This window comes from Micromonospora sp. NPDC085948 (assembly GCF_040686315.1).
Taxonomy (GTDB): domain Bacteria; phylum Actinomycetota; class Actinomycetes; order Mycobacteriales; family Micromonosporaceae; genus Micromonospora.
The window spans coordinates 226,811-247,733 of record NZ_JBFBJW010000001.1 but is presented as its reverse complement, the minus strand read 5'-3'; the positions used below and the strand labels follow the sequence as shown (position 1 = coordinate 247,733).

The window sequence follows — 20,923 nt, the reverse complement described above, 5'->3', positions numbered from 1 at the left end:
GGTCGGGTGAGCAAGGCTGACGAGACCCGGGACGGCGTGGCCCTGACCAACCTGGACCAGCCGCTGTCCGACCGCGACGACGCGACCAAGCGAGACCTGGTCGACTACCTCGACGCCGTCAGTAGGCGGATCCTGCCGCAGTTGCGGGACCGCCCGCTGTCGGTGATCCGGGTCCGCCCCGGTCAGCCGCCCTTCATGCAGAAGAACCTGCCCCGCTACACCCCGGACTGGGTCCGCCGGGTGCCGGTCTGGGCGGAGGCGTCGCACCGGGAGATCTCGTACGCCCTCTGCGACGACAGGCGCACCCTGCTCTGGTTCGCCAACCAGCGGGCGGTGGAGTACCACCCGACGCTGGCCACCACCGCCGATCCGCACCGGCCGACCCACCTGGTGCTCGACCTGGACCCGCCGGAGGGTGACGGCTTCCGGGCGGCCGTCGCGGCGGCCCTGCTGGTCCGGCAGGCACTCGCCGACGCCGGCCTGGCCGGTGCGGTCAAGACCAGCGGCGCCAAGGGCGTGCACGTGTTCGTCCCGGTGGCCGGCGATCCCACGGCGGAGGAGTTGGCCGCCGCCACCCGGGCGCTCGCCGTCCGCGCCGAGCGGCTCGACCCGGCGCTGGCCACCACCGCCTACATCAAGGAGGACCGGGGTGGCCGGGTCTTCGTGGACGCCACCCGGGCGGGCGGCGCGACGGTGGTGGCGACGTACAGCCCTCGGCTGCGCCCCGGCCTGCCGGTGTCCTTCCCGGTCGACTGGGCCGACCTGACCGAGGTGGCCCCGGCCGACTTCACCATCCGGACCGCGCCGGAGCTGCTCGGCGACGGCGATCCGTGGGCCGCGCTGATGCCGGCCCCGCAGCCGCTCCCGGCCGACCTGGTCGCCGAGGGCCGGACCATCCCGGTGGCCCGGGTGCAGGCCATGCACGAGGGAAAGCGGCGGGCCCGCGCGCGTCGCGAGGTGGGCTGACCGGGATCGCCGGTCGCCGCGCGCGACTGGCGAACGGCGGATTGTCGGTGGGTTGTGGCACGATTTCCCAGGTGAGCAGCAAACCCGACGCGACCCAGCGACTGGGCGACCTCGCGCGGCTGCGCCGGGTCCGCGACCGGATCGACCGGGAGTACGCGCAACCGCTGGACGTCGAGGCGCTCGCGCGGGGCGCGCACATGTCGGCCGGGCACCTGAGCCGCGAGTTCCGGCTCGCCTACGGCGAATCTCCGTACAGCTACCTGATGACGCGGCGGATCGAGCGTGCGATGGCGTTGTTGCGCCGGGGCGACCTGAGCGTCACCGACGTCTGTTTCGCGGTCGGTTGTTCGTCCCTGGGCACCTTCAGCACCCGCTTCACCGAGCTGGTCGGCATGCCGCCCAGCGTCTACCGGCGGCAGGCGGCGCAGGCGGCGGCGGGGCTGCCGTCGTGCGTGGCGAAGCAGGTGACCAGACCGATCAGGAATCGAGAAGCGCAGGTCGCGGAGCCACAACTAGCGTGACGGCCATGGACATCACCATTCACTCGAGCTTCCTTCCGCACACCGACCCGGACGCCTCGCTGGCCTTCTACCGCGACGTCCTCGGCTTCGAGGTCCGCCTCGACGTCGGCTACGGGGGGATGCGCTGGATCACCGTCGGGCCGCCCGGCCAGCCCAGCACCGCCATCGTCCTGCACCCGCCGGCCGCCAACCCGGGCATCACCGACGACGAGCGGCAGACCATCCTTGAGCTGGTGGCCAAGGGCAGCTACTTCGGCGTCAACCTGGCCACCACCGACCTCGACGCCACCTTCGCCAAGCTGGAGGCCACCGACGCCGAGGTCGTCCAGGAGCCGACCGAGCAACCGTACGGCGTCCGGGACTGCGCCTTCCGCGATCCCGCCGGCAATCTGATCCGCATCCAGGAAGTGCGCTGACCGTCCGACCCCGGACAGATGGAGACCTGATGAGCACGGCCACCCCGCCGTCCACCCCGCACGTCGCGGACAGCCACGACCTGATCCGTGTGCAGGGCGCGCGCGTCAACAACCTCCGGGACGTCAGCGTCGAGATCCCGAAGCGCAGGCTGACGGTGTTCACGGGTGTCTCCGGCTCCGGCAAGAGCTCGTTGGTGTTCGGCACCATCGCCGCCGAGTCCCAGCGGATGATCAACGAGACGTACAGCGCGTTCCTGCAGGGCTTCATGCCGACGTTGGCGCGGCCCGAGGTCGACCTGCTGGACGGCCTGACCACGGCGATCATCGTGGACCAGGAGCGGATGGGCGCCAACTCCCGATCCACCGTCGGCACCGCCACCGACGCCAACGCGATGCTGCGCATCCTGTTCAGCCGCCTCGGGCAGCCGCACATCGGCTCGCCCAACGCGTACTCCTTCAACGTCCCCTCGGTGAAGGCCACCGGCGCGATCACCGTCGATCGGGGCGTGGGCAAGACGAAGACCGAGAAGGCGACCTTCACCCGGCTCGGCGGAATGTGCCCGCGTTGCGAGGGCATGGGTTCGATCAACGACATCGACCTGTCGGCGCTGTACGACGACAGCCTCTCGCTCAACGAGGGCGCGATCACGATCCCGGGCTACAGCATGGAGGGCTGGTACGGCCGGATCTTCCGTGGCTGCGGCTACTTCGACCCGGACAAGCCGATCGGCAAGTACACCAAGCGCGAGCAGCACGACCTGCTCCACCGGGAGCCCACCAAGATCAAGATCGACGGGATCAACCTGACGTACGCGGGCCTGATCCCGTCGATCCAGAAGTCCTTCCTCGCCAAGGACATCGACGCGTTGCAACCACACATCCGCGCCTTCGTGGAGCGGGCGGTGACCTTCACGACCTGTCCCGAGTGCGCCGGCACCCGGCTCAGCAAGGAGGCCCGGTCGTCGAAGATCAAGGGAAAGAACATCGCCGACGCCTGCGCGATGCAGATCAGTGATCTCGCCGCCTGGGTCCGCGGGATCAAGGAGCCGTCGGTGACTCCGTTGCTGGCGGGGCTGCAACACCTCCTCGACTCGTTCGAGGAGATCGGCCTGGGTTACCTCTCGCTCGACCGGCCCTCGGGCACCCTGTCCGGCGGCGAGGCCCAGCGCACCAAGATGATCCGTCACCTCGGCTCCTCGCTCACCGACGTCACGTACGTCTTCGACGAGCCGACGATCGGGCTGCACCCGCACGACATCCAGCGGATGAACAAGCTGCTGCTCCAACTGCGCGACAAGGGCAACACGGTCCTGGTCGTGGAGCACAAGCCGGAGGCCATCGCCATCGCCGACCACGTCGTCGACCTCGGCCCCGGCGCCGGCACGGACGGCGGCACCATCTGCTACGCGGGCAGCCTGGACGGCCTGCGCGCCAGCGGCACCAGCACCGGCCGCCACCTCGACGACCGGGCCGCCCTCAAGGAGACGGTACGCACGCCCACCGGCAAGCTGGAGATCCGTGGCGCGACGGCCAACAACCTCCAGGACGTGAACGTCGACGTACCGCTCGGGGTGCTCGTCGTCGTCACCGGTGTCGCCGGCTCGGGTAAGAGCTCGCTCGTGCGCTCCTCGATTCCCGCAGGTGCCGGTGTGGTCTCGATCGACCAGGGTGCGATCCGTGGCTCGCGGCGGAGCAACCCGGCCACCTACACCGGGTTGCTCGACCCGATCCGCAAGGCGTTCGCGAAGGCCAACGGTGTGAAGCCGGCACTGTTCAGCGCCAACTCCGAGGGCGCCTGCCCGAGCTGCAACGGCGCCGGCGTGATCTACACCGACCTGGGGATGATGGCCGGCGTCGCCGCCCCCTGCGAGGACTGCGAGGGCAAGCGGTTCCAGGCCTCGGTGCTGGAATACCGCTTCGGCGGTCGCGACATCAGCGAGGTGCTCGCGATGTCGGTGACCGAGGCCGAGAAGTTCTTCGGCACCGGCGAGGCACGTACGCCTGCCGCGCACGCCATCCTCGACCGGCTCGCCGACGTCGGGCTCGGCTACCTCAGCCTGGGTCAACCGCTCACCACCCTGTCCGGCGGGGAGCGGCAGCGCCTCAAGCTGGCCACCCACATGGCCGAGAAGGGTGGCGTCTACGTCCTCGACGAGCCGACCACCGGCCTGCACCTGGCCGACGTCGAGCAACTGCTCGGCCTGCTCGACCGCCTCGTCGACGCCGGCAAGTCGGTGATCGTCATCGAGCACCACCAGGCGGTCATGGCGCACGCCGACTGGATCATCGACCTCGGCCCCGGGGCCGGCCACGACGGGGGTCGGATCGTCTTCGAGGGCACCCCGGCCGACCTCGTCGCCGGCCGCGCCACCCTCACCGGGGAGCACCTCGCCGCGTACGTCGGGAGCTGAGCGTGGCCCGCCCGCCGGTCCGTCGTTCAGGCGACCGGCGGTCGGGCGCGCTGGGCCGTCGTGCTGGCGAGGACGCCGCAGGTGGCGGTGAGCAGGCCGAGGACGACCGTGCCCGGGTTGACGTATCCGGGCACGGTCGAGGTGACGTACCCGCCGCCACCGCTCAGGCGGCACTCGAAGCGCAGCGGTAGGTAGCTGACGTCGTACCCGTCGACCTGGCTTGCCCGCTGCGGCCCGGCCTCTCGGCACGGTGCGATCGGGAACGAGCCGGCTCCACCATCCTCGGCCCGCAGCACCGCGTAGCCGAGGTGGAGCAGGCCCCAGGCGTACACGCCGACCGTGGCGGCACCGGCGAGGAGCGCCGCCGCCCGCAGCCGACCCGATCCTTCGCCGGCCCGGAACGCCGCGGTGAGCCCGCGAACGGTGAGAACCGTCGCGAGGGCGGCCCCGCCCAACGCGGCGAGCAGCAACCCGAGAAACAGCATGACGCCATTCTTGATCACCTACGCACGTAGGGGCGTCGCCGGGTGCGGGTGGCGGCGGCTCTCCGGCGGTGCGCCCGGGGACTGGCATTCTCAAGCTAATGGTGATAGCTTTTGGCTAACGCGGTTAGCCAACGCGCCAACGGCCACCTGGAGGTAGTCATGACTGAGTTCTTGAACGTCGACGGCGGGACCATCGCCTACGAGGTGACCGGTGCCACCGGACCGCTGGTGGTGCTTGCCCACGGCATGGGCGACAGCCGCGAGGCCTACCGGTTCCTCACTCCCGCCCTGGTGCAGGCCGGCTACCGGGTCGCCGCGATGGATCTGCGCGGCCACGGGGAGTCCAGCGTCGGGTGGGCCTCCTACACCCGTACCGCTCTCGCCGGCGACCTGATCGCCCTGGTCGAGCACCTCGGCGGGCCGGCCATCCTGGTCGGCCACTCCATCGCCGGCGGCGCGGCCACGATCGCCGCGGCGAAGGCCCCGGAGCTGATCACCGCACTCGTCGAACTCGCGCCCTTCACCCGCAAGCAGCAGGTCAAGCTCGGTGACATGCGCGTGGCCGCCTACCGGCGCGGCGCGACCGCCCTGATGGGCACGACCATCCTCGGCAGCACCAAGCAGTGGGCCAAGTACCTCGACCTCGCCTACCCCGGCACCAAGCCCGTCGACTGGGACGCCCGCCTGCGACAGATCACCGCGATGCTGCGGCAGCCGGGCCGGATGAAGGTCCTGCAGAAGATGGGCACCATCTCTCCCGTCGACGCCGGTGAGCAACTCGGCAACGTCAGCTGCCCGACGCTGATCGTGCAGGGCGCCCTCGACCCCGACTGGGTCTCACCACAGGCCGAGGGCGAGGCGATCGTCGCCGACCTGCCGACCGGACTGGGCCGGCTGGCGATGATCGACGGTGCCGGGCACTACCCGCACGTCCAGTACCCCCAGCAGACCCTCGCCGTGGTCCTGCCCTTCCTGGCCGGTGTCCGTGCCTAGGGCGGGCCTGGACCCGGGTGCGGTCGTCGCGGCCGGCGCCGCGCTCGCCGACGAGGTCGGCTTCGCCGAGTTGACCATGGCCCGGCTGGCCGAGCGGGTCGGGGTGCGCACCCCGTCGCTGTACAAGCACATCGCCAGCCAGGACGACCTCAACCGACGCATCGCCGCCCTCGCCATCGCCGAGGCCGCCGACGCGATCGGCGCGGCCACCCAGGGCCGCTCCGGGCGGCACGCGCTGGCCGCCGCGGCCCGCGCGCTGCGTGACTTCGTGGTTGCTCACCCCGGCCGGTACGCGGCCACCCTCGGCATCACTCCGACCGGTCCGGACGACCCCATCGTGATCGCGGAGAGGCGGGCGCTCGGACCCTTCGAGGCGGTCCTCCGGGGGTACGACATCGCCCCGCAGGACATTACCCACGCCCTGCGCGCGCTGCGCAGCATGTTCCACGGCTTCGCCACCCTGCAGGCCACCAACGGATTCCAGTGGTCCACCGACATCGACGAGAGCTTCGAATGGCTCATCAACTTCGTCGACCGCGCACTGCGCTGCACCTCAGCCGCCGACCCCGCCGATCACCGGTGAGGCGTTGTCTGGGCCGTTCGGTGGTCAAACCGCGGTGGTGCACAGTCGGCTCACCGTCTGCGTGATCGCCGCCTCCACCTGCTCGGCCGGGCCGGGAAACGTGAGCTGGTGGAAGATGAGGCCGTCCAGGTAGTCGAGGATCGCCGCGCATTCGCTCTCCGGGTCGGTGGAGCCCATCGCGCGCAGCCACTGCGTGCCCCACGTCCGGATCGAGAGGGCCGCCTCCGCGAGTCGCCCCTGCAGTTCCGGGCGCAGTGCGGCCTCGATGAAAAGGCCGTATCGGGCGATGGTCAGGGCGCGCTCCGGGCCGAGGGCACGGTGCACGTAGGCGGCGAGCGCAGCCGCCAGCTCGACCGCGGTGGTGGGGCGGACGAAGCCCGCGATCGCCTGCCAGGTGGCGCGGTCGCGATCGGCGAATCGGTCGGCAACGGCATTGATCAGCATGTCCCGGGTCTTGAAGTAGTTCGCCGTGGAGCCGGTCGGCACGGCGGCGGCCGCGTCGACCGCGCGATGCGTCAACGCCCGTACGCCGTGACTTCCGAGGATGCCGATGGCGGCGTCGAGCAGGTTTTCTTCGCGGGAGGGCACGCCTCCACCTTATTCGGTCCACCACATCCGTAGTTTCAAAACAACAGGTGTTGTAGCGTGGTGAGAATGGAGAGACGTGCGTTGGTCATTGGCGGGGGCATCGGTGGGCTGACGGCGGCGATCGCGCTGCGACGCGCAGGCTGGACGGTCACCGTCCGGGAGCGGGACGAGGGGCTGCCGAGCACTGGCACGGCGCTCGGCATGTGGCCCGTTGCGCTGCGGGCGCTGGACGCGATCGGCGTCGGCGACCTGGTCCGCCGGGACGGCCGACGACAGCAGGCCGGGGTCTTCCTTCGTCCGGACGGTTCCCGCATCGCGACGATCGACGTCGAACGGCTGCACCGGCGCACCGGCGACCACGTCTACCTGTTGTCCCGGCCGGGACTGCTCGCCATCCTGCACGACGCGACGATGGAGGCCGGGGTGGAGCTGCGGGCCGGCGATCCGGTGGACGACGTTACCGAGGTGGGCGACGTCGATCTGGTCGTGGTGGCCGACGGCGTGTTCAGCAAGGCTCGCGAAAAGGTGTTCGGCCCGGCGTACCGGGCACGATTCTCCGGCAGCACGGCGTGGCGCGGAGTGGTGCAGGACATGCCCACCGACACGTTCGTGGAGATGTGGGGCCGGGGCCTCAAGTTCGGCGTGACACCGCAGGAGGGTGGTCGCACCAACTGGTACGCGTCCGCGGCGGCACCGGAGGGCCGGTTCCGCCCGGGCGAGGAACTCGTCGAACTGCGGAGGATGTTCGGCTGGTGGGCGCCCCCGGTCCAGACCGTCCTGGACGCGATCGACGAGTCCGCGGTGCTGCGCCACGACGTGTACGTGACGCCGCCGCTGCCGTCCTTCACGCACGGCACGGTTGCCTTCCTTGGCGACGCCGCGCACGCCATGACACCCGACCTGGGGCGCGGCGCGTGCGAGGCGATCATCGACGCGGTAGCGCTGGCCTCCCACCTGGGCGCGACGCGCGCGGTCGAGCAGGCTCTGCACGAATACGATCGCCGGCGTCGGCCAGCCACCCAGAGGTTGGCTCGCATGGCTGGCCTGGCTGCCCGGATGACTCACCTGCGGCACGCGATACCGGTCCGCGACCAACTCCTGCGCGCGAGCATGGTGGCCGGCCCGCCGGGCGCGTGAGCGCCACCAACAAACCGGTGCCCGGGCTCGGTCGTCGCCCGCATGTTGACCCAACGCAAGAATGCCCCGGCGAAACGGCCGGGGCATTCATGGTCCAAGGTGCCCCCGGCAGGATTCGAACCTGCGCCCCCGCCTCCGGAGGGCGGTGCTCTATCCCCTGAGCTACGGGGGCTCAGCGACTGGAGAAGACTAGCAAACCTCCTCCGCGTACGCCGAATCGGTATCGGGTGAGCCGATCGTGTCGACGACCGGCTCACCCGGTGCTCAGGCGGCCGCGACGGCCCGCCCACAGCTGGGCAGCGGGTGCAGGACGATTCGCCGGGGGAGCCGGCGTGGCCACTCGTTGCGCGGCCAGGAGCCGTCCACGATCAGGTGCACGGTGCGCTGCTCCTCGCCGCTGAGCCGCAGCACGAAGTCGCGGGGGAGCGGCGGGTCCACCGTCGGTGTGGTGATCATGAAGCGCACCCGGCCGCGGGACGAGACGGCGGAGATCACGTCCGCCGCCGGCATGGTGCCGCGCAGCCGGATCCGACCGATCCAGTAGACCTCGGCGAGGTGCTCCTGGGCGGCCCTGGTGATCGCCGGGTACTCACTGCGGACCCAGCGCTCGACCGCGCTGACGCAGAGCCCACAGGCCCGCTCGCGCGGCTCGCGCGGACCCAACCCCCAGGCCCGCAGGTACGCCCCGACCGCCCCGGCGTCCAACGGCAGGTCGAATCGGCGCTGGATGAGCGTGGTGAGGCTCTGCCTCGTCCACAGCTCGTCGTCCAGGCCGAACTCGTCGGGGTGGACGCCCCGCAGTGTGTCGATCAGTTCGAGTTCCTGTTCGCGGCTGAGCATTCCCGGCTCGCTCTGCCGCTGTCCGCGACGGACGGCTGCCACCGCCCCGTCACCGCCGATGGTGTGACGTCGGCACCAACTGGTGACCGAACGCCGTGCGTCTCTGAGTGCAACCCCCACGTCTTGGGCAACGAGCACGAATCGCAACTGGTCACGATATGTGGGGAGAAAAGTCTCGAAGCAACGTAATCGCCTGTCCCGGTCAAATCACCCACAAGGTACTTAGGGGTGCATCAAGGGTCAGAGGTGGTGGTCTGCCCGCTGTGATCGACTCGGGTTCCTGCAGGTCGGGGCGTCCTGGTTGCGAGGACAGCCCGACTTCCGGAAAGGCGAGTCGATCAAGGCGGTGCCGGGGGAGGTGGCCTCGACATGGCGCGGCCCGCGTCACCGCACCGATCGGCGGGAACGCGGGCCGGGTACGCCCGAACCGGTCGGTCAGCCCTTGGCGGCCTGCGCCTGGAGCTGCCGGAGGTTGTTCAGCTCGGTCTGCTGGGTGTTCTTCATCGTCTGTGCCACCCGGACGACCTCGTCGTTGCCGGTCTCGTCGAGCGCCGCGTCGATCATGTGGATGCCGCCCAGGTGATGGTCGTACATCAGGGTCAGGAACTGCCTGTCGACCTCGATGCCCCTGGCGTCCCGCAGGGCGGTCATCTGCTGCGGGGTGGCCATCCCCGGCATCAGGCCGTTCTTGACGGCGGCTCCGTCGGACATCCACGACATCGGCGGCTTCGAACCGGTCGGGCTGAGGCCCCACTCGCGCAGCCAGGTCTGCATGGCGCCGATCTCGCCCTGCTGCCCGGTGGCGATGTCGACGGCGATCTGCCGCACCTCGGGGAGGGTCGCCGACCGGTACGCGATCAGGCTCATCTCCACCGCCTGCGCGTGGTGGGTCGTCATGTCCCGGGCGAAGCCCGCCTCGACCGACGCGTCACCGGGGCGGGTCAACCGGGGGGTGAGCAGGCCACCCGCATAACCGAGGAGCAGCCCCACCACCACCATGACGGCGAGCGCCAGCACGCCGTAACGCGACGCCGGGGCCCGGCCGTCCTCGTCCGGGACGGCCGGGGTGTCGTCGTACTCGCTGTCGGTGGTGGCGGGGGCGGTCATCGGCGTCCTTACTGCTGGGGTTGCTGCTGCTGCGGAAGCTCACGCGGCGTGGTGCCGGTGGCGGTGATGCCCGTGTTGCAGAGCGCCGTCGGGCCCTCGGCGGAGGCGTTCACCCGCAGGTCCTTGATGAACTCGTCGATCCGCGAGTCGTCGGCGTTGTCGAGCTTGAGCTGGTAGCCCCAGGCCTGCAACGAGATCGGCTTGTCCAGGCCCTCGTACGGGCTCATCAGCATCTTCTCGACGCCGCGCACCTTGCCGGCGAGCTTGTCGACCTGGTCCTTGGGCAGGTCGGGGCGGTAGGTGACCCACACCGCGCCGTGCTCCAGGCTGTGCACCGCGTGCTCGTTGGCGATCGGCGCGTCGTAGACGTCGCCCATGCAGTTCTGCCAGGCGGCGTTGTGCACGCCACCCACCGGCGGCGAGTATTTCCAGGTCAGTGGACCCGACTTGTGCGACTCGTACTTCAGGCTCTCGCCGTCGGTCTTGCGGATGTTGACGATGCCGTCGATGGCGTTGGCCCGCTTGTCCCACGGCTTGGAGCCCTGGAACGCCGCGTAGGCGCCGTAGCCGATGATGCCGGCCGCGAGCACGCCCACCGCGACGAAGAGCGCGATCGGCCCCCAGGCGCGGCCCTGGCTCACCTTGACCGGGGTGACCGGTTTGCGCGGGCCCTTGCCGCCGGCCCGGGGGGAGCCGGCCGGCTTACCGGAACCGGCCTTGGCGCCGGGCGCCGGCCGGCCCGCGGCCGGCTTCTTGCCGGTGCTGACCACGGTCGGGCGGCGCTCAGGGCCACCCGGGGTGCTGATGCTCATCGTGCCTCGTCAAGTCGGTCGGTCAGGGGAGTGGCGGGCCGGTAGACGCGCAGGGGAGCCGCCGAGTGCCCGAGTCTACCCCCGATAACATGGCTGGGTGACTCCTGCAGAACTAGCCTCGGTCGTCCTTGCCGCCGCCCACGCCGTCTTCGCGCAGCGTGGGCTCGACCACGCCGCGCTGCCGGCGAGCACGGTGGTGGAGCGACCGCGCAACCCCGAGCACGGCGACTACGCGTCGACGCTCGCGCTGCAGTTGAGCAAGAAGGTGGGGGTCCCGCCCCGGGAACTGGCGACCGCGCTGGCCGACGAACTGGGCCGGACGGCCGGTGTCAAATCGGTGGAAATCGCCGGGCCGGGCTTCCTGAACATCCGGCTCGACGCGGCCGCCGCCGGTCAGCTCGCCCGGGTGATCGTCGAGGCCGGCGCGGAGTACGGCCGCAGCGAGCGACTCGCCGGGGAGAAGATCAACCTGGAGTTCGTCTCGGCCAACCCGACCGGGCCGGTGCACATCGGCGGGGTCCGCTGGGCGGCCGTCGGCGACGCGTTGAGCCGGCTGCTGCGGGCCACCGGCGCCGAGGTCGGCACGGAGTACTACTTCAACGACGCGGGCTCGCAGATCGACAGGTTCGCCCGCTCACTGCTGGCCGCCGCCAAGGGTGAGCCGGCCCCGGAGGACGGCTACGGCGGGGCGTACATCGCCGAGATCGCCGCCGAGGTGCAGGCCCGCCGGCCGGAGGTGCGCTCGCTCGACGACGACGCCGCCCAGGAGATCTTCCGGGTCGAGGGCGTCGCGCTGATGTTCGACGAGATTCGCACCTCGCTGCGCGACTTCGGAGTGGAGTTCGACACCTACTTCAACGAGAAGGACCTGCACGACCGGGGTGAGCTCGACCTGGCGCTGAACCGGCTGCGCGAGCAGGGACACCTCTACGAGTCCGAGGGCGCCACCTGGCTGCGCACCACCGACTTCGGTGACGACAAGGACCGGGTGCTGCGCAAGTCCAACGGCGAGTGGACGTACTTCGCCGCGGACTGCGCCTACTACCTGGACAAGCGCGAGCGCGGCTTCGAGCGCGTCGTGATCATGCTGGGCGCCGACCACCACGGCTACATCGGCCGGATGAAGGCGATGTCCGCCTGCTTCGGTGACGACCCGGACCGCAACCTGGAGATCCTCATCGGGCAGCTGGTCAACCTGCTGCGCGACGGCGCGCCGATGCGGATGAGCAAGCGGGCCGGCACGGTGATCACCCTGGAGGACCTGGTCGAGGCCATCGGCGTGGACGCCTCCCGGTACGCGCTGGCCCGCTACTCCAGCGACTCCCCGATCGACATCGACATCGAGTTGTGGACCAAGGCCAAGAACGACAACCCGGTCTACAAGGTGCAGTACGTGGCTGCCCGGACGGCCGGCGTGGCCCGCAACGCCGCCGAGGTGGGGCTGCTCGCGGGTGACGCCGACGCGTTCCGCCCCGAACTGCTCAGTCACGAGAAGGAGAACAAGCTGCTCAAGGCGCTCGCCCAGTTCCCAGCGGTGGTCGCCACCGCCGCCGAACTGCGCGAGCCGCACCGGGTGGCCCGCTACCTGGAGGAGGACGTCGCGCCGTCCTACCACCGGTTCTACGACGACTGTCGGGTGCTGCCGCGCGGCGACGAGGAGATCACCGACCTGCACCGCGCCCGGCTCTGGCTCAACAACGCCACCCGCACGGTCGTCGCCAACGGCCTCTACCTGCTCGGCGTCTCCGCGCCCGAGAGGATGTGACATGAGGGCTCATGAGGCCGGAGCGCTGCACGCGGACATCAGCGACCGGGGGCCGGCCTGGCTGCGTACCCCGGCGGATGTCAACGCCCTCGTGCCGGCGCTGTGGCCGCGGTCGGTGACGCGCGGCGCGGACGGCGCGGTCGCCGTCGCGGGCCTCAGCGTCCGCGACATCGCGGCCGAGTTCGGCACCCCGGTGTACGTCCTCGACGAGGCCGACCTGCGCTCGCGCTGCCGCGACTTCCGGGCGGCCTTCCCCACCGAGGACGTCTACTACGCGGGCAAGGCGTTCCTCTGCCGGGCGGTGGTCCGGATGATCGCCGAGGAGGGCCTGCACCTGGACGTCTGCACCGGGGGTGAGCTGGCCACCGCGCTCTCGGCCGGGATGCCGCCGGAGCGGATCGGCTTCCACGGCAACAACAAGTCGGTCGCCGAGCTGTCCCGGGCGTTGGACGCCGGAGTGGGACGGATCATCGTCGACTCGTTCACCGAGATCGACCGGCTCACCGCGCTCGCCCGCGAGCGCGGGGTCCGGCCCCGGGTGCTGGTCCGGGTCACGGTCGGCGTGGAGGCGCACACCCACGAGTTCATCGCCACCGCCCACGAGGACCAGAAGTTCGGCTTCTCGCTGGCCGGCGGTGCCGCCGCGACCGCCGCCTTCAAGATCCTCGACGAGGGTGTCCTGGAGTTGCGGGGTCTGCACTCGCACATCGGCTCCCAGATCTTCGACGCCAGCGGCTTCGAGGTCTCGGCCCGCCGGGTGCTCGCCCTCCAGGCGCAGATCCGCGACGCACGCGGGGTGGAGCTGCCCGAGCTGGACCTGGGCGGCGGCTTCGGCATCGCGTACACCACCCAGGACGACCCGGCCACTCCGCAGGACCTGGCCAAGCGCCTGCGCAAGATCGTCGACCTGGAGTGCGCGGCGGAGAACCTGGCCGTGCCGTACCTGTCGATCGAGCCGGGGCGGGCCATCGTCGGCCCGGCCGTGTTCACCCTCTACGAGGTCGGCACGGTCAAGGAGCTCGACGGCATCCGCACGTTCGTCAGCGTCGACGGCGGGATGAGCGACAACATCCGCACGGCGCTCTACGACGCGTCCTACTCGGCGACGTTGGCCTCCCGGGCCTCGACCGCGCAGCCGTTGCTCGCCCGCGTGGTGGGAAAGCACTGTGAGTCAGGGGACATCGTGGTGAAGGATGAATTCCTGCCCGCCGACGTGCAGCCCGGAGATCTTGTCGCAGTGCCCGGCACCGGTGCCTACTGCCGGAGCATGGCCAGCAACTACAACCACGTGCCCCGGCCCCCGGTCGTGGCGGTACGTGACGGCCAGGCGCGCCTGATCGTCCGCCGGGAAACCGAAGAGGACCTGCTGGCATTGGATGTTGGATGACGTCACCTGTGCGCTTGGCGCTGCTCGGCTGTGGCACGGTCGGCCAGGAGGTGGTCCGGCTGCTGCACGAGCAGTCGGCCGACCTGACGGCCCGGATCGGCGCTCCACTGGAGATCGCCGGCATCGCCGTCCGCCGGCTCGGCCGCGACCGCGGTGACCTGCCCGTCGACGAGGCCCTGTTCACCACCGACGCGCTCGGCCTGATCAAACGCGACGACGTGGACGTGGTGATCGAGGTGGTCGGCGGTATCGAGCCGGCCCGGGGCTGGCTGGTCGAGGCGCTGCGGGCCGGCAAGAGCGTGGTCACCGCCAACAAGGCGCTGCTCGCCGAGGACGGGGTGGCCCTGCACGAGGCGGCGGCCGAGGGCGGCGGCGACCTCTACTACGAGGCGTCCGTGGCCGGTGCGATCCCGCTGCTGCGCCCGCTGCGCGAGTCGCTGCACGGGGACCGGATCAACCGGGTCACCGGCATCGTCAACGGCACCACCAACTTCATCCTCTCCGCAATGGACGCGACCGGCGCCGGCTTCGCCGAGGCCCTCGAAGAGGCCACCGCCCTGGGGTACGCGGAGGCCGACCCGACCGCCGACGTGGAGGGCTTCGACGCGGCGGCGAAGGCGGCGATCCTCGCCTCGCTGGCGTTCCACACCCGGGTCGGCGCGGCCGACGTGCACCGCGAGGGCATCACCGAGGTGACCGCCGCGGACATGGCCAGCGCCCAGGCGATGGGCTGCACGATCAAGCTGCTCTGCATCGCGGCCCGGGGCGTCGACCCCACCGGCCGGGAGACCGTGAGCGTCCGGGTGCACCCGGCGATGATCCCGCGCAGCCACCCGCTGGCCAGCGTCGGCGACGCGTTCAACGCGGTCTTCGTGGAGGCGGACGCGGCCGGGCAGTTGATGTTCTACGGTCGGGGCGCCGGGGGTGCGCCGACCGCCAGCGCGGTGCTCGGCGACGTGGTCGCGGTGTCCCGCAACCGGCTCGCCGGGGTGCGCGCGGCCAGCGAGAGCGCGTACGCGGCCCTGGCGGTCCGGCCGATGGGTGAGGCGTTGACCCGCTACCACGTCAGCCTGGACGTGGCCGACCGTCCGGGTGTGCTGGCCGCCGTGGCGGGCGTGTTCGCCCGGCACGACGTGTCGATCGCGACGGTGCGGCAGGGCTCGGCGGGTGGGTCGCCCGGCCGTGACGGCGACGCCGAGTTGGTCATCGTCACCCACGTGGCGCCGGACGCCGCGCTCGCCGCGACCGTCGGCGAGTTGCGCGGTCTGGACATTGTCCGGTCCGTGACCAGTGTGTTGCGGGTCGAGGGTGGCGCCTGATTCGTTGACACCATCGATGGGTGGGCTCGTGCGTCCCGACAGGTGGGTAAGCCGGGGTGTGCCATCGACCACTCCGGCAGGCTGGTCCAAGGTGGCCCTGATGCTCGGGTCGGTGCGGCGGTAGAGGCGAGGAGATCGACATGTGGCGGGGTTTGATCGAGGCGTACCGGGATCGGCTGCCGGTCACCGCGGCCACGCCGGTCGTCACGCTGCACGAGGGCAACACGCCGCTGTTGCCGGCGCCGGTGCTGTCCGCCCGGATCGGTTGCGACGTGCACCTCAAGGTGGAGGGCGCCAACCCGACCGGCTCGTTCAAGGACCGGGGGATGACCCTCGCGGTGTCGAAGGCGGTCGAGGCCGGCAACAAGGCCATCATCTGCGCCTCCACCGGCAACACCAGCGCCTCCGCGGCGGCGTACGCGGCGCGGGCCGGGCTCACCTGCGCGGTCCTGGTGCCGCAGGGCAAGATCGCGTTGGGCAAGCTGGCCCAGGCGCTGGTGCACGGCGCGAAGCTGCTCCAGGTCAGTGGCAACTTCGACGACTGCCTGTCGCTCGCCGCGAAGCTGGCCCAGGACCACCCGGTCGCGCTCGTCAACTCGGTGAACATCGACCGGTTGCACGGCCAGAAGACCGCCGCCTTCGAGGTCGTCGAGGCGCTCGGTGACGCGCCCGACATCCACTGCCTGCCGGTCGGCAACGCCGGCAACATCTCCGCCTACTGGATGGGCTACGCGGAGGATCGGGCCGCCGGCGCCACCACCCGCACGCCGAAGATGTACGGCTTCCAGGCGTCCGGTGCCGCCCCGATCGTGACCGGCCAGGTGGTGCCGGAGCCGTCGACGATCGCCACGGCGATCCGGATCGGCAACCCGGCGAGCTGGACCAAGGCACTGGACGCCCGGGACACCTCCGGTGGCCTGATCGCCGCGGTGACCGACCGGGAGATCCTTTCCGCGTACCGGCTGCTCGCCCGCGAGGTGGGGGTCTTCGTCGAGTTGGGCAGCGCGGCCAGCGTGGCCGGCCTGCTCCAGCAGGCTGAGGCGGGCGCGGTGCCGCCCGGGTCGACGGTGGTCTGCACGGTGACCGGCCACGGCCTCAAGGACCCGGAGTGGGCGATCTCCACGGCGCCGGCGCCGCTGACCATCGCGAACGACCCGATGGCCGCCGCTCGCGCCCTCGACCTGGCCTGAGCGCGCCGCCGGCCGCCCGCTGCGGGCAGGCCGGCGGTCGGGTGGTGAGACTGCGTCGGGGGCGGCGGGGGTTCCGGTGATCGAATCCGGCACACTTTCACGTATCCCCGCCCGCATTCTCGTTCAGGAGTGAACCAGGCCGATGTCGCTGCTTGCCAGATTCAGCCTCGCCAACCGAGGGCTGATCGCCCTCATCGCGGTGGTGACCACGGTGTTCGGAGTGTTCGCCGTGCCGTCGCTGAAGCAGCAACTGCTGCCGTCGCTCGAATTCCCGGCCGCGTTCATCGTGGCCCCCTACCCCGGTGCCGGCCCCGAGATCGTCGAGTCGCAGGTGACCGAGCCGATCGAGAACGCCCTCCAGGGCATTCCGGGGTTGGACAAGGTCACCTCCACGTCCCGCGAGGGGTCGGCCACCGTCCAGGTGACGTACGAGTTCGGCACCGACCTGGACGACGTGGTCAACAAGATGCAGACCGCGCTGAGCCGGATCGACGCCCAGCTGCCGGAGAGCGTCGACCCCCAGGTCATCGCCGGTAGCACCGACGACCTGCCGGCGGTGGTGCTGGCCGCGGCCGGCGCGGCGGACGAGCGGGCGCTCGCCGAGAAGCTCCAGGCGACGGTGGTGCCGGAGCTGGAGGGCATCGAGGGGGTACGCACGGTCGAGGTGACCGGCACCCGCGACGACGTCGTGGTGGTCACCCCGGACCCGGCGAAGCTGGCCGCGGCGCAGGTGCAGCCGACGGCGATCGGCGCGGCGCTGAAGACCAACGGCGTGGCCGTTCCGGCCGGCGCGGTGACCGACGGCGGGTTGGCCCTTCCGGTGCAGGTCGGTGCGCCGATCGCCAACCTGGAGGACCTCCGCGGCATCGTCGTCACCCCCGGCGCGACGCCGGTTCGTCTCGGTGATGTGGCGACGGTCGAGCAGCAGCTCGCACCGGCCACGGCGATCACCCGGACCAACGGCAAGGACAGCCTCGGCATCGCGGTCACCGCCGCCCCGGACGGCAACGCCGTGCAGATCTCGCACGAGATCCGGGACCGGCTCGCCGACCTGAAGGACGCCTCCGGTGCGGAGCTGACGGTCGTCTTCGACCAGGCGCCGTTCGTCGAGAAGTCGATCGAGTCGTTGACCACCGAGGGTCTGCTCGGCCTGGTGATGGCGGTCATCGTCATCCTGGTCTTCCTGCTGTCGGTGCGCTCGACGGTGGTCACCGCGGTCTCCATCCCGCTCTCCGTGCTGGTGGCGTTGATCGCACTGTGGATCGGTGACTACTCGCTCAACCTGCTCACCCTCGGCGCGTTGACCATCGCGGTCGGCCGGGTGGTGGACGACTCGATCGTGGTGTTGGAGAACATCAAACGACACCTGGAGTACGGCGAGGAGAAGCGCCACGCCATCGTCACCGGCGTCCGTGAGGTCGCGGGTGCGGTGACCGCGTCCACCCTCACCACGGTGGCGGTGTTCGCGCCGATCGCGTTGGTCGGCGGGTTCGTGGGTCAGCTCTTCGCACCGTTCGCGATCACCGTGACGGTGGCGCTGCTCGCCTCGCTGCTGGTGTCGCTGACCGTGATCCCGGTGCTCGCGTACTGGTTCCTGAAGCCGCGTGGCGGCACCGCGGACGACGAGGCGGTGCGGCGTGGCGCGGAGGAGAAGGAGCTGCGCAGCCCGTTGCAGCGGGCGTACCTGCCGGTGGTCGGGTTCGCCACCCGCAAGCGGTCGACCCGGTGGATCACTGTCGGGCTCGGCCTGCTGGTGCTCTTCGGCACCTTCGGTCTGGCCCAGAAGCTGGAGACCAACTTCCTGGACGACTCCGGCCAGGACACCCTCAACATGAGCCAGGAGCTGCCGGCCGGAAGTGGCCTGGCGGCCACCGACGCGGCGGCCAGGCAGGTCGAGTCGGTGCTGTCGGCCACCAGGGGCGTCGAGACGTACCAGGTGACCGCCGGCGGTGGCGACAACCCGTGGGCGGGTGGCGGCGGCAACAACGTCGCCAGCTGGTCGTTGGCGCTCGACGGTGACACCGACGCGAAGCAGATGCGTGAGGTGTTGCGCAAGGAGTTCGACAAGCTCGGCGCCGGTGTGGGGGAGATCAGCTTCGGTGGCGGGCAGGAGGCGTCGACCAGCCAGCTGGAGGTGGTCGTCCAGGCCAGCGACCCGGAGGTGCTGACCCGGGCCGCCGAGGAGGCCCGGTCGGCGATGGCCGGTGTCCCGGACGTCGAGGATGTCTCCACCAGCCTGGCCGAGCGCGTGCCGCGGGTCGACGTGACCGTCGACCGGGTCGCCGCCGGCCGGGCCGGACTCACCGAGGCCGCCGTGGGGCAGCTCGTGTCGCAGGCGTTCCGGGGAGCGCCGCTGGGTCAGGTCTCGCTCGACGGCCAGCAGCAGAACGTGGTGCTGCGGCTGGGCACGCGCCCGCCGGTGACGGTGGAGGAGCTGCGGGCGCTGCCGGTGGGGTCGGTCAAGTTGGACGACATCGCGGACGTCACCCAGGGCGAGGGGCCGCAGCAGGTCACCCGGATCGACGGCGAGCGCAGCGTGTCGGTGACCGGTGCGGCGACCGGCTCGAACCTGGGCGCGACGAGCAAGGAGCTGCAGAAGCGGCTGGACGCCCTCGACGTGCCGGGCGCGAGCTTCACGATCGGTGGCGTCAGCGCGGATCAGGCGGATGCGTTCGGTGACCTGGGCCTGGCGGTGCTGGTGGCGATCGCGATCGTCTTCCTGATCATGGTGGCGACGTTCCGCAGCCTCACCCAGGCGCTGATCCTGCTGATCTCCATCCCGTTCGCGTCGACCGGCGCGATCGGTCTGCTGCTGGTCACCGGGACGCCACTCGGCGTGCCGGCGCTGATCGGCGTGCTGATGCTTGTCGGCATCGTGGTGACCAACGCGATCGTGCTGCTCGACCTGATCAACCAGTACCGGGCGCAGGGCATGGGCGTCCGGGAGGCGGTGGTCGAGGGCGGCCGGCGTCGACTGCGCCCGATTCTGATGACCGCGGTGGCGACCATCTTCGCGCTGCTGCCGATGGCGTTCGGGCTGACCGGTGAGGGCGGGTTCATCTCGCAGCCGCTGGCGGTGGTGGTGATCGGCGGTCTGCTCAGCTCCACGCTGCTCACCCTGATCCTGGTGCCGACGCTCTACACGATGGTGGAGCACACCAAGGAGTCGCTGCGGGACCGACGCGACCGGCGGCGCGCCGGCAGGTCGGAGGTGACCGCGGCGGAGACCGACGAGGTGTCGGCCCCGAACCAGGTGGCGGTGCCGAGCGGCGCACCTGCCTCGGCCGCGGCCGAGGGTGCGCAGCCGGCCGGGCGAGCCGCGCCGTCGGCCGCGCTGGTCGAGGGTACGGACCAGTTCGAGGTGCTGCGGCTGCCCCGTAGCCGTACCTCGCCGCTGCCTCCGTCGGAGTCGACCGAGTAGGTCGGACCGCGACTCGGAACGCCCCCGGCAGGGTTCTGCCGGGGGCGTTCCTGCGTCTGTCGACCGAAACACTCCGATCCGACCGGAGCCGCACCTTCTGTAACTTCTTGCGTACTCTTCGTAGATAGATGGGTGCGGGTGACGCAAGGGTGGGCGGATGGCCGACGGCACGCGAGGGTGGGGGCGGCGCGATCTGTTGCGCCGTGGCCTGCTGGTGGTCGGCGGGGTTGCCATCGGCGCCGGGGCGTCCGAGGCGTGGCAGGGCACCCATCGTCGGCTGCCGATCGCCGGCGGCCCCGCCAGCGCCACACTCGGAAACGGCCAGCAGGATGTCGGCGCCGGCGCGCTTGAGGTCTTCTGGTCGGGAAGGACCAGTCAGCGTCTGGTGGCCCTCACCTTCGACGACGGCCCGGCACCACAGTGGACTCCGATGGTGCTCGACACCCTGGCCCGGCACCAGGTTCCGGCCACGTTCTTCATGGTGGGCGCGCAGGTCCGCCGGCACGCCGACGTCGTCCGCGACCGGCTCGCGGGGCACGAGGTGGGCAACCACAGCTGGGACCACCGGGACCTGGCCGAGCTGGACGCCGCCGAGGCGTACGACGACCTGCGCCGGAGCCACGACGCGATCGCCGACGTGACCGGGGCTCAGCCCCGGCTGCTTCGCCCACCGTACGGTCACCTGGGCGGGGCGGTGCTGCACGCGGCGGCGCGGCTGGACTACCGGCTGGTGCTCTGGTCGCTGCAGATGGTGGAGCGCGAGTTTCCCGACGACCCGGCCGGCCACGCCCGGCGGATCGTGGCTGAGGTCCGACCGGGAACGATCGTGCTCGGCCACGATGTGGGGGCCCATCGGCGACTGGTCGCGCTCCGCGGCCTGACCGACATGATCAATGGACTGCGGTCGCTTGGTTACACCTTCGTCACGGTTTCGGCGCTGCTGACAGCGAGCGTGGCCCCGACCCCGACCAGGTAAGGTGCC

General features: G+C 71.1%; 18 protein-coding genes and 1 tRNA gene. 13 read left to right on the top strand and 6 right to left on the bottom strand.

The genetic code is table 11. From position 1 onward, the window contains the following. The first annotated feature begins 6 nt into the window (after positions 1-6). The 4 genes from AB0O48_RS01220 (at position 7) to AB0O48_RS01205 (ending at position 4,314) form a co-directional block, all read left to right on the top strand. Entirely contained in the window at positions 7-966 is a 960-nt protein-coding gene (locus tag AB0O48_RS01220) for an ATP-dependent DNA ligase (protein WP_365062312.1), read from the top strand. 71 nt (positions 967-1,037) lie between these two features. Continuing rightward, on the top strand, positions 1,038-1,487 hold the full coding sequence (locus tag AB0O48_RS01215) for a helix-turn-helix transcriptional regulator (protein ID WP_357246453.1): 450 nt from the start codon (positions 1,038-1,040) through the stop codon (positions 1,485-1,487). A gap of 5 nt (positions 1,488-1,492) precedes the next feature. After that, positions 1,493-1,903 carry a VOC family protein gene (locus tag AB0O48_RS01210; RefSeq protein ID WP_357246451.1) on the top strand — a complete coding sequence of 137 codons (411 nt, stop codon included), beginning with the start codon at positions 1,493-1,495 and terminating at the stop codon, positions 1,901-1,903. Between the two features lie 29 nt (positions 1,904-1,932). Continuing rightward, positions 1,933-4,314 (top strand): excinuclease ABC subunit UvrA, encoded by a 2,382-nt coding sequence (locus tag AB0O48_RS01205; RefSeq protein ID WP_357246448.1) that lies wholly within the window; start codon positions 1,933-1,935, stop codon positions 4,312-4,314. Positions 4,315-4,340: 26 nt separating this feature from the next. Here AB0O48_RS01205 and AB0O48_RS01200 read toward each other — a convergent pair whose 3' ends face one another. Beyond that, positions 4,341-4,799 (bottom strand): hypothetical protein, encoded by a 459-nt coding sequence (locus AB0O48_RS01200; RefSeq protein WP_357571808.1) that lies wholly within the window; start codon positions 4,797-4,799, stop codon positions 4,341-4,343. A 159-nt stretch (positions 4,800-4,958) separates the two neighbouring features. Here AB0O48_RS01200 and AB0O48_RS01195 point away from each other — a divergent pair, with 159 nt between their 5' ends. After that, on the top strand, positions 4,959-5,792 hold the full coding sequence (locus AB0O48_RS01195; RefSeq protein ID WP_365062308.1) for an alpha/beta hydrolase: 834 nt from the start codon (positions 4,959-4,961) through the stop codon (positions 5,790-5,792). Then, positions 5,779-6,375 (top strand): WHG domain-containing protein, encoded by a 597-nt coding sequence (locus tag AB0O48_RS01190; RefSeq protein WP_365062306.1) that lies wholly within the window; start codon positions 5,779-5,781, stop codon positions 6,373-6,375. The genes AB0O48_RS01195 and AB0O48_RS01190 overlap by 14 nt, the downstream gene beginning before the upstream one ends. A 24-nt stretch (positions 6,376-6,399) precedes the next feature. On the opposite strand, the gene AB0O48_RS01185 is transcribed toward AB0O48_RS01190, so the two are convergent. Further along, the gene (locus AB0O48_RS01185) at positions 6,400-6,963 is read right to left on the bottom strand and encodes a TetR/AcrR family transcriptional regulator (RefSeq protein ID WP_357246436.1); all 564 of its coding nucleotides are present in this window, start codon (positions 6,961-6,963) and stop codon (positions 6,400-6,402) included. A gap of 66 nt (positions 6,964-7,029) precedes the next feature. Between AB0O48_RS01185 and AB0O48_RS01180 the strand changes: the two genes are divergently transcribed. Then, on the top strand, positions 7,030-8,100 hold the full coding sequence (locus AB0O48_RS01180) for an FAD-dependent oxidoreductase (RefSeq protein ID WP_357571806.1): 1,071 nt from the start codon (positions 7,030-7,032) through the stop codon (positions 8,098-8,100). 100 nt (positions 8,101-8,200) lie between these two features. Here the strand turns inward: AB0O48_RS01180 and AB0O48_RS01175 are convergent. The 4 genes from AB0O48_RS01175 to AB0O48_RS01160 form a co-directional block, all read right to left on the bottom strand. Next, positions 8,201-8,272: transfer RNA gene (locus AB0O48_RS01175), tRNA-Arg, on the bottom strand. Positions 8,273-8,364: 92 nt separating this feature from the next. Further along, entirely contained in the window at positions 8,365-9,060 is a 696-nt protein-coding gene (locus tag AB0O48_RS01170) for a winged helix-turn-helix domain-containing protein (protein WP_357247146.1), read from the bottom strand. 315 nt (positions 9,061-9,375) lie between these two features. Continuing rightward, positions 9,376-10,047, bottom strand: coding sequence for a DUF305 domain-containing protein (locus AB0O48_RS01165; RefSeq protein ID WP_357246430.1), 672 nt, complete (start codon positions 10,045-10,047; stop codon positions 9,376-9,378). An 8-nt stretch (positions 10,048-10,055) separates the two neighbouring features. Continuing rightward, positions 10,056-10,859 (bottom strand): DUF3105 domain-containing protein, encoded by an 804-nt coding sequence (locus AB0O48_RS01160; RefSeq protein WP_357246427.1) that lies wholly within the window; start codon positions 10,857-10,859, stop codon positions 10,056-10,058. Between the two features lie 97 nt (positions 10,860-10,956). Here AB0O48_RS01160 and argS point away from each other — a divergent pair, with 97 nt between their 5' ends. The 6 genes from argS to AB0O48_RS01130 all read left to right on the top strand — a co-directional run bounded on the left by argS (position 10,957) and on the right by AB0O48_RS01130 (position 20,917). Beyond that, positions 10,957-12,624 (top strand): arginine--tRNA ligase, encoded by a 1,668-nt coding sequence (argS, locus tag AB0O48_RS01155; RefSeq protein WP_357571805.1) that lies wholly within the window; start codon positions 10,957-10,959, stop codon positions 12,622-12,624. A 1-nt stretch (position 12,625) separates the two neighbouring features. Continuing rightward, a complete protein-coding gene (lysA, locus tag AB0O48_RS01150) occupies positions 12,626-14,011 on the top strand; it encodes a diaminopimelate decarboxylase (protein ID WP_357571804.1) in 1,386 nt (461 codons plus the stop codon). Between the two features lie 8 nt (positions 14,012-14,019). Then, complete coding sequence (locus tag AB0O48_RS01145) at positions 14,020-15,330, top strand: homoserine dehydrogenase (protein WP_357247143.1); 1,311 nt, start codon at positions 14,020-14,022, stop codon at positions 15,328-15,330. Positions 15,331-15,470: 140 nt separating this feature from the next. Further along, positions 15,471-16,520 carry a threonine synthase gene (thrC, locus tag AB0O48_RS01140; RefSeq protein WP_357246418.1) on the top strand — a complete coding sequence of 350 codons (1,050 nt, stop codon included), beginning with the start codon at positions 15,471-15,473 and terminating at the stop codon, positions 16,518-16,520. 142 nt (positions 16,521-16,662) lie between these two features. Next, complete coding sequence (locus AB0O48_RS01135; RefSeq protein WP_357246416.1) at positions 16,663-19,941, top strand: efflux RND transporter permease subunit; 3,279 nt, start codon at positions 16,663-16,665, stop codon at positions 19,939-19,941. Between the two features lie 157 nt (positions 19,942-20,098). Beyond that, positions 20,099-20,917: a polysaccharide deacetylase family protein gene (locus tag AB0O48_RS01130; protein ID WP_357246413.1), complete on the top strand. Its 819-nt coding sequence runs from the start codon at positions 20,099-20,101 to the stop codon at positions 20,915-20,917. Positions 20,918-20,923: the final 6 nt, after the last annotated feature.

What these genes read in the sequence shown, in the direction of transcription:
- AB0O48_RS01130 (WP_357246413.1), top strand. Translation starts at nt 20,099, where the DNA reads ATGGCCGACGGCACGCGAGGGTGGGGGCGGCGCGATCTGTTGCGCCGT.
- AB0O48_RS01160 (WP_357246427.1), bottom strand. Translation starts at nt 10,859, where the DNA reads ATGAGCATCAGCACCCCGGGTGGCCCTGAGCGCCGCCCGACCGTGGTC.
- lysA (WP_357571804.1), top strand. Translation starts at nt 12,626, where the DNA reads ATGAGGGCTCATGAGGCCGGAGCGCTGCACGCGGACATCAGCGACCGG.
- AB0O48_RS01165 (WP_357246430.1), bottom strand. Translation starts at nt 10,047, where the DNA reads ATGACCGCCCCCGCCACCACCGACAGCGAGTACGACGACACCCCGGCC.
- AB0O48_RS01135 (WP_357246416.1), top strand. Translation starts at nt 16,663, where the DNA reads ATGTCGCTGCTTGCCAGATTCAGCCTCGCCAACCGAGGGCTGATCGCC.
- AB0O48_RS01180 (WP_357571806.1), top strand. Translation starts at nt 7,030, where the DNA reads ATGGAGAGACGTGCGTTGGTCATTGGCGGGGGCATCGGTGGGCTGACG.
- AB0O48_RS01200 (WP_357571808.1), bottom strand. Translation starts at nt 4,799, where the DNA reads ATGCTGTTTCTCGGGTTGCTGCTCGCCGCGTTGGGCGGGGCCGCCCTC.
- AB0O48_RS01210 (WP_357246451.1), top strand. Translation starts at nt 1,493, where the DNA reads ATGGACATCACCATTCACTCGAGCTTCCTTCCGCACACCGACCCGGAC.
- thrC (WP_357246418.1), top strand. Translation starts at nt 15,471, where the DNA reads ATGTGGCGGGGTTTGATCGAGGCGTACCGGGATCGGCTGCCGGTCACC.
- AB0O48_RS01195 (WP_365062308.1), top strand. Translation starts at nt 4,959, where the DNA reads ATGACTGAGTTCTTGAACGTCGACGGCGGGACCATCGCCTACGAGGTG.
- AB0O48_RS01205 (WP_357246448.1), top strand. Translation starts at nt 1,933, where the DNA reads ATGAGCACGGCCACCCCGCCGTCCACCCCGCACGTCGCGGACAGCCAC.